Annotated in this window: 6 protein-coding genes and 1 pseudogene; 4 read left to right on the top strand and 3 right to left on the bottom strand. The window is 42.7% G+C overall.

Features of this window, described 5'->3' with window-relative positions; translation table 11 throughout:
• Nucleotides 1-617 (top strand): annotated as a pseudogene (locus H6G46_RS17675) (transposase); the annotation flags it as partial.
• A 325-nt stretch (nt 618-942) separates the two neighbouring features.
• Here H6G46_RS17675 and H6G46_RS17670 read toward each other — a convergent pair.
• Together H6G46_RS17670 and polA are read right to left on the bottom strand one after the other, a co-directional pair.
• Nucleotides 943-2,151 carry a hypothetical protein gene (locus H6G46_RS17670; RefSeq protein WP_010873973.1) on the bottom strand — a complete coding sequence of 403 codons (1,209 nt, stop codon included), beginning with the start codon at nt 2,149-2,151 and terminating at the stop codon, nt 943-945.
• A gap of 182 nt (nt 2,152-2,333) precedes the next feature.
• Nucleotides 2,334-5,294 (bottom strand): DNA polymerase I, encoded by a 2,961-nt coding sequence (gene polA, locus H6G46_RS17665; protein ID WP_010873972.1) that lies wholly within the window; start codon nt 5,292-5,294, stop codon nt 2,334-2,336.
• A gap of 655 nt (nt 5,295-5,949) precedes the next feature.
• Here polA and H6G46_RS17660 point away from each other — a divergent pair.
• The 3 genes from H6G46_RS17660 (at nt 5,950) to H6G46_RS17650 (ending at nt 10,707) form a co-directional block, all read left to right on the top strand.
• Nucleotides 5,950-6,366 carry a L,D-transpeptidase gene (locus tag H6G46_RS17660; protein ID WP_223211302.1) on the top strand — a complete coding sequence of 139 codons (417 nt, stop codon included), beginning with the start codon at nt 5,950-5,952 and terminating at the stop codon, nt 6,364-6,366.
• A 107-nt stretch (nt 6,367-6,473) separates the two neighbouring features.
• Entirely contained in the window at nt 6,474-7,616 is a 1,143-nt protein-coding gene (gene corA / locus H6G46_RS17655; RefSeq protein ID WP_010873969.1) for a magnesium/cobalt transporter CorA, read from the top strand.
• Nucleotides 7,617-7,869: 253 nt separating this feature from the next.
• Nucleotides 7,870-10,707 (top strand): cation-transporting P-type ATPase, encoded by a 2,838-nt coding sequence (locus H6G46_RS17650; RefSeq protein ID WP_010873968.1) that lies wholly within the window; start codon nt 7,870-7,872, stop codon nt 10,705-10,707.
• Nucleotides 10,708-10,717: 10 nt separating this feature from the next.
• On the opposite strand, the gene H6G46_RS17645 is transcribed toward H6G46_RS17650, so the two are convergent.
• Nucleotides 10,718-10,849 (bottom strand): transposase (locus H6G46_RS17645; RefSeq protein WP_190759831.1); only part of this gene is annotated, 132 nt, incomplete at its 5' end.

The following is a 10,849-nucleotide window of genomic DNA, read 5'->3' as shown; positions in this document are numbered from 1 at the left end:
AAAGGTAGTATTAGCAGATAGTGAATATGGAGAGAGCAGCGAGAACTTTGTAAGAGTATTAGAAAAAGAAAATCTAGAATATGTACTAGCTATAAGGAGTAATCATGGAGTCTGGCTTGGGAAAGAGGAAAGAGTAAGAGCGAACAAATGGAGAAAATTTGAGAGAGAATTTGCAAGTGGAAAGTCGGAAATAAGATACGTGAGAGAAATTATTTATGGAAAGAGAGGGGAAAAAAGATATTGGCAAGTAACGGATAGCAAGGAGAAAATGCCGTCAAATTCAACGTATTGTATTATGACAAAAGTATCAGAAATAAAATATAAAGAAGTGGGTAACTTATATGGAGCAAGGAACTGGATAGAGTATGGATTAAAGCAAATAAAGAATGAACTGGAGTGAGCAGATTTTAGAATGATGGACTATTCCAGAATAGAAAAATGGCGGGAAATAGTGATGAGCGTATATTTAATGATAAGTCTTCAGATAGAAAATTTGCCTCCGCATGATAACTCCTTAAACAAATCAAAACAGACTAGGGAGATAGCTTATCAGAATATACAAAAACATCCTTGGTGGAATCAAAAAAGTGGATGGAAAAACATACTTAACAACATGAGATTAATAATTCAGCCATTATGTTACTTTAATTTATTAAAGCCGTGGATGACGGTGATTTATACACCTCAGTTATTGAGAAGCTTCCATTGCTTATTTGACAGATTGAAGAAGGCAGTAATGGCTTTAGGAGACCTTATTATTGCTCCAATTATTTTACCTTCCCACCTACACTGATAGAAGAGCGATATAAAAAATAAATCTTGTGAAGCACCTCGAAAATAGGGGTGCCTATTGAGAATAACCCTTTATGTCGGGGTCATTTTTCGCAATCAGGCAATTAATCGAGGTGCTCCTAAACTTATCAATTGGAATTAATCAGGACGCTACTTTTGGTCTAAAGCTTCCTGTAAAGTTTCTGGGCCTTCCCCTTCACTGGCTACAGTACGCCAGGGCCATTCCTGGGAATGGAAGGGAGCTAGGGGGGGCAACATGGGAGTAATGCCATTGGCTTCGTCGTAGGCACGGATACGGGCATGGGCTGGCCCCACAGCATAGGAACCTTGGGACGCGGCCATGGGTACTCTGGCTCCGTCCTGCCTGGCGATCGCCTCCCGGGCCCCGGTGCTGAGCAATTCCACATCCATGAGGAAATAATCGTCAAAGAAAGCTAGACCCAATTCCCGGTCTTTCACAATGCGGGTCAGCAGGGACAACATGGTGTCCGGTTTGGTGGTGAATTCCGTGGTTTCAAATAGTAATAGGCGATCGTTGATGGCTTCCTTGCCAAAGAATTGGGCCATCAAAGTAAATAAAATATTGTTGGTGCGGGTAACGTAAAGGGTATTGGTCACCCCAAAGGTTTGGTCCCACTGGTCGCCGATCATTTTTTTCCATTCCGCCATAACTTCCATCCAATGGTCCACTTGGTAGGTGGCGGCGGTGGCGATGGTGGTGGTGAAATGGGGCACTACCTCTTTAATCCAAGCATTGATCTTTTGGTGATCGATCACTCCAGCGGCCAAGGTTTCGTCAATAAAGCTAATGTTATTGGTCAAAATTTCTTTCACCGCTGTCAAAGCATCTGGTTCTAGTCCCAACTGATCCGCCTGGGCCAGGGTGTTGGCCTGTTCGGCTCGGTAGGCCGTCAATTCTGCTTTCCAACCATCCCCAGCGGCGGGAGCATTGTCGGCAGTGGCAAAATAGGGCTGAAGAATGGCGTAGATAGCCATGGAACTATGGGAAACTCCTTTGACCACTTGGTATTGCACCGGCACTGGCGGGGCCTGGATCGGCGTAGTTTTACCCGGCATATACAGATAAAAATCTCCCCCCTCATTACTGAATAAACCGAGAATAATGGGGTGTTTAGCCCTAAATTCCCCTGTGTAGCGGTCTAGGGATTTGGCGTAGTAAACATTCATTTGGGAGTCGAGCAACAGGCTACTTTTAATAGCGTTGTTTAACAGAGCCCAGGTGGGAAAAGCCATCAATAAAACCAGGGCTAAAGCCAGTACAGCTTTGCCCAACCAACCATCGTTTAAACGGGCCAAAAGCCTAGTCTTTGGTAAATTGGCAAAAAAATTTTGGGACATAGATCAACAGCCGTAGTTACTATTCTTTGTTCTCAAGGCAAGGGGCTAGATCCGAGACAAATTTGGTCTTGTGCTTAAACCTAGTGTCGTTATTATCACACCAGTTTTTGATCCTCGTATTACCTTGGGCAGTGGAGAATTTTTAAGAATAATTAAGTTGTTGCTGAAAGTTTGTCACAAAACTACTTCGCTTCCATCCAATTACTACCCCGGTGCATTTCCACCACCAACGGAACCGATAAGGTAAGGGCTTGCTCCATGGTGTTTTGGATTAGGGGAGCTAGCTCTTCCCATTCCTCCGGCGGCATTTCAAAAATCAGTTCATCGTGTACTTGCAATAACATCCGGGTTTGATAACTTTCCAATAGCTTAGCCAGCTTAACCATGGCAATTTTAATAATATCGGCGCTGGAACCTTGGATGGGGGCATTGGCTGCTGACCGCAGCAGTTGGGCATCGTTATAATTCATTTTTACGTCCACCAAATCTAGCTCTGTCACGGTCTTTCCCCTTAGTTGTCTTAGAGCTTCGGTAACGAAATTAAAGTAACGCCGCCGCCCCACAATGGTGGTGACATAACCCTTGGCGATCGCCTCTAGCTTCATAGTTTCCAAGTAATCAAAGACTTGGGCATAGGTGCGGTGGTAACGGTCAATAAATTCCCTCCCTTCCACAGCGGAAATCCCCGTTTCCCTGGCAAAGCGCTGGGCACCCATGCCATAAATAACGCCAAAATTAATCGTTTTACCGAGATTTCTTTCCGCCGGGGTAATATCTTCTTTGCCGAAAAGTAATTTAGCGGTCACCCCATGGACATCCTGGCGATCGCCGTAGGCCTGTAGCAATACCGGTTCTTGGGAAAGGTGGGCGAGGATGCGTAACTCAATTTGGGAGTAATCCGCCGACACCAAAAGCCAATCTTTTTGGGGTAAAAAAGCTCGCCGAATCTGTCGGGAAAAATCCGAACGAATGGGAATATTTTGCAAATTAGGATTGGAAGAAGATAACCGTCCAGTGGAAGTGACAGCTTGGTTAAAATCCGTGTGAATGCGCTGGGTTTGGCCATTAACTAATTCCGGCAAAGCATCCACATAGGTAGATTTTAATTTTGCCAAAGTACGATGTTCCAGAATCGCATCAATAATGGGGTGGTCTCCTTGAAGTTTCTCCAGGGTGGCGTGGTCAGTGGAATAGCCCGTTTTTGTTTTACGAGATTTTTTCCGGTCTAAGCCTAATTTATCGAATAAAATAGTACCCAATTGTTTAGGAGAACTGAGATTAAAACTTTCCCCTGCCGCTTCATAGGCTGCTGTTTCAATGGTAAGTAAATTTTCGGCCAATTGTTGGGACAGAGTTTGTAAGTAATCACAATCAATACGAATGCCCCGGTCTTCCATCGCTGCTAAAATCTTTTCTAAAGGCTGTTCGATCTCCTTAAGAATTTCTTTGAGTTCAGGATATTGATCTAATTCTTTTTGTAATTTTGACGCTAACAAATAGGTGGCATAGCAATCTAATCCGCAATATTGCCCCGCTGTTTCCAGGGGTAAATCAGCAATGGTCTGGTCTTTTTTTAAGCCTAAATCTTTATAACTCAAGGCCACTAAACCAAGGTTATAGCGACGGCAAAGATCGGTTAAATTATGGGTTTCTTCCGGTTGAAGAACGTAACTGGCCAGCATGGTGTCTAACACTACGCCTCCTAACTCAATACCATGGTGGGCCAAAACTCGTCGATCAAACTTGGCATTTTGTAAGACTTTGGGATAAATAGCATTTCCCAGAATTTCCCCTAAAAGATCTTTAATTATGCCGAGAGATAGCTGTTCTCCTTGATGATGTTTTAGGGGAATATAGGCCACTTGATTAGGTTCTTGACCCCAGGCACAACCAATACCCACTAAGTTTGCCACCAGAGGATCTAAGCTGTCGGTTTCCGTGTCCCAAGCAACGGGAAAGTCAGCATCAGTATGTTTTTTTAATTCCTCAACTAAAGCTTCGAGTTGGGCAATGGTGGTGATAATTTGGGGCTGAATTTGTTTTGGTAGCTGAATGGTGATTAAACCATCTTCTTGGTTAACCACTGGCACGCCATCAAACAATGATAATTGCTGAGAATCGTCTGGATTAACTTTTTCTTTGCTTTTTTTTGCCTTAACCGTTTTCTTTGGTTCTCCATTGTCAGCTTCATTGCCCATTGGTACTGGGCTCTGATTATCACTAAAGTTGCGGTGGAAAGCTTGAATTTTGTCAATAAAAGTTCGGAGTTCCAATTTTTCCAACAGGGGCACCAGGCGATCAGTGGAAAATCCTGTTAATTGCAAATCTTCCCAGGTTACTGGTAGGGGCACATCCACCACAATGCGGGCTAACATTTGAGAATGCATCGCATCATCTTTGCCGTTGTCTAACCTGGTTTTCAATGCCCCTTTAATTTGCGCTAGATTTTCATACACTTTCTCCAAGGTTTCATACTCAGCTAAAAGCTTAATGGCCGTTTTTTCACCAATGCCATTAATACCGGGAATGCAATCAGATTTATCGCCGCACAGAGCTTTAAAATCAACAATTTGGGCTGGAGTTACCCCCATTTTGTCCACCACTCCCTGCCAATCTAATTCGTCATAGCCGGTGTTACTAGAAAAGGGATTACGGGTTAAATACAGAACAGAAATATTTTTTTCTGGGCTAACCAATTGAAACAGATCCCGATCGCCGCTGAGAATTTTAACTTGATAACCCGCGTCACTCCCCTGGCAAGCTAGAGTGCCCAAAATGTCATCGGCTTCATAGCCCGCATAGGTGATGGTTTGTAAATTGAGAGCTTCCAACAATTGCTGGAGATAACTTAAATCTTCGGCAAAATCTTCTGGGGTTTCCTGGCGGTTTGATTTGTAAGCCCCATCGGCCTCATGGCGAAAAGTGGGTTCCCGACGGTCAAAGGCAATGGCGATCGCCGCTGGTTTTTGGGACTCCATCACCTGCATGAGGGAATTTAAAAATCCAAAACATACACTGGTGGGAATGCCGGCCGTTGTCCGCAGAGGGCCTTTTTTAGACAAACCAAAGGCATAGTAAGCCCGGAATGCCAGGGAATGACCATCAACTAACAATAACAAAGGGGATTTAGCAGACATAAACATGCACCAAGAAGCAAGCTAGATTATACCGCTGTTGCCGATGGCTGCCGATGTGCAATATTTTCTACCTATGGAAGAAGAACATTATGGCCTCGACCAAAACCGTCAAAGCTGGACAAACCCATCCCCGACCAGTGCGGAACGTGCTCCATTGCGGCGACAACTTTTTATGGCAGTGGACACCATGGTGGGGAACGATGTCAATCTCCTGCAAATTTTCATTGAGCAGGCAATAAATTGTTCGGGGACGGACTTAATCCAATTCAGAAAACCCTGTGTGAAAGAGAAGTATTCTCCCAGTCTTTCTTCCTCATTTTATTCTAGATGGCAAAGATTTCTTAGATTAATAAAAAGTCTATGAAGTGATTAATCATTAGTGAGAAATAGAAATCTTACTAGGGGTTAAGGCAGTATTATGAAGTTAATTTTAGGAAATTTCCAAAGGTTGCGACCGTAGATACTGCAATTTACAAAAAGTTAATTTATTTATTTTTACTTTTCAGCCAATGTTATAAAAATTGACTTAAAATGGAAGCAAAACGCATTAGTAGTAGGATTATTACTCATGTTATGGCCCCTTGTTCGATATTGGGGAAGTGGATTAATGATTGCGGGAATATGCCTAACTCAACTGATTGGAGTTGATCTATTTATCCCTATGGTTTCTGCCCAGACCTATCAGGATACTCTCAATCAAAAAATGGCTATTCTCAAAAAGTCTGAAGAACGTTGGATTGAAGTTAATCTCTCCACACAACGTTTGATTGCTTGGGAAGGGAACAAACCAGTCTATGCCATTATTATTTCCACGGGAAAGAAGGGTACCCCAACAATTCCAGGTATATTTACCATTCAAAGCAAACGAAGCATTGATCGGATGAGAGGAGCAGATTATGATATTGACGATGTTCCCTATGCCCAATATTACAGCGGCGGTTACGCAATTCATGGAGCCTATTGGCATAACAAATTTGGCACACCAGTTAGTCATGGTTGCATTAATCTAGCGGTTGATCATGCAAAATGGTTATTTAATTGGTCGGAAATAAGCACTCCTTTGGTTATTCATTATTAATGATAAAATTTATTGTGTAATCTGGCATTTTTATTTGGTCAAATTTATCCATTGATTATCATCATAATTTAATAAAACAGTAAGATTGTAAAGATTTTTCTAAGAATATGCCCAACAAGCCTCAGTTTCGACAATCTAATCTTGTTTCCCATTTCAATTATTTTAATTCACCAGAAAGTATTCCTGGAACATTAAATCTTTCCCCCAATGCCCCTCCACCGAGAATAATTTTAATTGATTACAATAAAAATCAAGCCACAAAAATAGAGTTAAAAAATCCCCTGGATTGTGAAGCTTATGTTGATACTGAATCCGTATCCTGGATTAACATTGACGGCTTGGGGAATCACACAACTTGGGAACAATTAGGTGAGGTATTTAAACTTCATCCTGTTGCTTTAGAGGATATTGTTAACGTCCCCCAACGTCCGAAAGTAGTTGAATATGAAAACCATTTAATTTTTATTTCTCGGATGGTAACCCTGGATCAATCATCTCAAACTTTTATCAGTGAACAAATTAGTTTTATTTTGGGTAAACATTATTTGTTGACCATCCAAGAAGAACCAAAATATGATTGTTTATTTTCCGTTAGGGAAAGAATTCGCACTAAAAAAGGGGCAATTCGACAAAAGAATGCTGATTATTTATTTTATGCTTTAATTGATGCTATTATCGATGGCTTTTTTCCTGTGATGGAAGTCTATGGTGAACTAGTTCAATCTTTACAAAGTGAGATTATTTCTTGTCCAACGAATAAATCATTGGCCAAGATTCATCAATTACAACAGGATTTATTAATTATGAGACGGGCTATTTGGCCCCAACGGGATGCAATTAATTCTTTACTTCGGGATGGCAGTGATTTAATTTCTGATGAGGTGCGAGTATTTTTACGGGATTGTTATGACCACACAATTCAAATCTTGGATATGATAGAAACTTATCGAGATTTAGCATCTAACCTAACAGATATTTATCTTTCCTCTGTTAGTAATCGAATGAATGAAATTATGAAAACACTAACAGTAATTTCTAGTATCTTTATTCCGCTAACTTTTATTGCTGGGATCTATGGTATGAATTTTAATCCTGATAAATCTCCTTGGAATATGCCAGAGTTAAACTGGTATTGGGGGTATCCTGTGATTTGGATGGTAATGTTGACAGTGGGAGGGATGATGCTTTATTTTTTTTGGCGTAAGGGTTGGTTTAGAAATCTTAATGATGTTGAAAAAGGAAATAGATAATTTTTATTTATTAATTCATTGAAAAAAACTGAGCAACGAGGCGAAGATGCTCATGAATAACTAAGCCTGTGAAGAAGTGATTTTCATGTTTTGGGGCGGGAAGTGTCAACTTTATTTTCACAACATATTTTTCTGACATTTTAAATAAGAAAATTTAATGTATAAATCTTTAGCTTTTTTTACGATTGATTTAGCGGACAAGAAAAATAATTCTAACGTCAGTAATTTAAGCTTATGATCGTTTTCGATTAAAATGAAAGCTTGTTGCTATTTTTTCATCTCTATGCCTCCATCTGCTTCTTTTCAGGGCCAACCTTTGATTACCTGGCATACTCTTTCTGCAGATCAAGTCGTCAGTGACTTACATGGCGATCGCCAACAAGGATTAAGCCAGCAACAGGTGGCTGAAAATTTGCAAGTTTATGGAAAAAACGAGTTGATAGAAACGGGGGGGAGAACTTCCTGGAACATTTTAGTTGATCAGTTTACAAACATTATGTTGTTGTTGCTGATCGCTGTTGCAGTGATTTCGGCCGCAATTGATATTTATCAAGCCCAACAATTGGGTAAATTTATTTTTCCTAAAGATGCAGTTGCTATTTTTACCGTTGTATTACTGAATGGTATTTTGGGGTATGTGCAGGAACGGGGAGCGGAAAAGGCCCTAGCAGCCCTCAAAGACCTATCTACGTCCAGGGTGCGAGTCATTCGAGAGGGCAAAACCACCGAAGTGGAATCCACGGAGTTAGTACCGGGAGACCTGATTCTGCTAGAAGCAGGGGTTAAAGTTCCCGCTGACGGTCGTATTTTAGAAGGGGCCAATCTCCAAATTCGTGAAGCCGCTTTAACGGGGGAAGCAGAAGCGGTAATGAAACAGGGAGATGTGCTGTTACCCGCCGATAGTGCCTTGGGCGATCGCCTAAATTTAGTTTACTCCGGCACAGAAGTTGTCCAGGGCCGGGGCACAGTGATCGTGACCGCAACGGGCATGAAGACAGAATTAGGAAAAATTGCCTCAGCCCTGCAATCTGTAGAACCGGAACCCACTCCCCTCCAAAAGCGCATGACCCAATTGGGCAATGTGTTAGTCAGTGGTTCTTTGATCTTGGTGGCGATCGTCGTTGTGGGGGGAACGCTCTTCAAACCGGATTTGTTTATGCAGTTGGTTGAAGTATCCCTTAGTATGGCTGTTGCTGTGGTTCCCGAAGGACTACCCGCTGTAATTACCGTCACCTTAGCCTTGGGGACCCAACGCATGGCCAAACGCAATGCGCTGATTCGTCAACTGAGTGCGGTGGAAACCCTCGGTTCCGTAACGACCATCTGCTCTGATAAAACGGGCACTTTGACCCAAAATAAGATGGTGGTGCAGTCTATTATTAGCGATCGCCATCGTTTAGTGGTTACAGGGGAAGGCTATAATCCCGTCGGTGAGTTTCAAGCAGGGGAGGGAGAAGATTTAAAGATTGAAAATATCCCCGAAATTGAAAAATTATTAATGGCATGTATTCTCTGCAACGATGCCATTTTACAAAAGGAAAATGGACAATGGGCGATTTTAGGCGATCCCACGGAAGGGGCTTTATTGGCCTTAGCGGGTAAAGCAAATATTTTTAAACACGAACAGGAACAATATTTTCCCCGGATAACAGAATTTCCCTTTTCCTCAGAACGCAAGCGCATGAGTGTCATTGTCCAAGATGGGCAGGGAAAAATTAACACCCCCGACAGTTATGTGATGTTTGTCAAAGGTTCCCCTGAGTTAATCCTAGAACGCTGTACCCACATTCAAGTCGGAAGCGAAATCTTACCCATTAGTAAAGAAAAGCGTAGTTATATTCTCGAAAAAAATAATGATTTAGCCGGCCGTGGCCTACGGGTATTGGGCTTTGCCAGCAAAGTTTGGACAACGTTACCTGCCAACACCACTGATGACATTGCCGAACAAGAATTAACTTGGTTGGGGCTAGTGGGAATGTTAGATGCTCCCCGTCCAGAAGTGCGAGATGCCGTGGCTAAATGTCGGGCCGCCGGGATTCGACCCGTGATGATTACTGGAGACCACCCCCTCACCGCCCAGGCGATCGCCCTTGATTTGGGCATTGCGGAACCAGGGGCAAGGGTCGTTACCAGTCGGGATTTAGACAATTGCAGTGAAAAAGAACTAGCGGAAATTGTTCATACAGTCAGTGTTTATGCCAGGGTTTCCCCCGAACATAAATTAAAAATCGTCCAAACCCTCCGCAAACAACATGAAGTCGTAGCCATGACCGGGGATGGAGTCAATGATGCCCCGGCGTTAAAACAAGCTGATATTGGGGTCGCCATGGGCATCACGGGAACTGATGTCAGTAAGGAAGCCAGTGACATGATTTTATTGGACGATAACTTTGCCACCATCGTCTCAGCGGTGGAAGAAGGTCGTGTTGTCTACACTAATATCCGCCGTTTTATCCGCTATATCCTGGGCAGTAATATTGGCGAAGTTTTAACAATTGCGGCGGCTCCTTTAATGGGGTTGGGAGGCGTTCCCCTCTCTCCCTTGCAAATTCTTTGGATGAACCTGGTCACCGATGGAGTTCCCGCTTTAGCCCTGGCCGTGGAACCAGGCAAAGCAACCGTTATGCAACAGTCCCCCAAAGACCCCCAGGAAAGCATATTTGCCCGGGGTTTGGGTTCTTATATGGTTCGTCAAGGTTTGATATTGGCCATTGTGACCATTGTGCTGATGGTGTGGGCCTACAACTATACCCCCAACCATTTAGAGGGCGGACTTTCCCCCAATCGCTGGAAAACTATGGTATTTACCACCCTCTGCTTAGCCCAGATGGGTCATGCCCTCGCCATTCGTTCTTTGACCAGTTTGACCGTTGAAATGAACCTTTTTTCCAATCCTTTTTTGCTGGTGGCTGTGGTCGTTACCTCTTTATTACAACTGTTATTGATTTATGTTGAACCGCTGCGGGCATTTTTTGGAACCCATTATTTACCTGCCAACGAACTGTGGGTTTGTGTTGGCTTCAGTGCCCTAATTTTTATCTGGATCGAATTAGAAAAAGTCTCTGTTCGACTGTATAGTAGTTTCAAATAAAGCTGAGACGCTAAACGCCACGGTAAGAACGGATAATTTCATCAAGAGACGTGTCAATAGGAGCGTACATTCTAGCTCGTTTCAAGGCACTAAAGTCATGCTCAATATCATTTAAATCAGGAGAATATTTCGGCAAAAAAAG

This window comes from Synechocystis sp. FACHB-908, assembly GCF_014698595.1.
Classification (GTDB): Bacteria; Cyanobacteriota; Cyanobacteriia; order Cyanobacteriales; family Microcystaceae; genus Synechocystis.
Note: the sequence above shows the minus strand (reverse complement) of the source record. Positions and strands in the feature narration are given on the sequence as shown.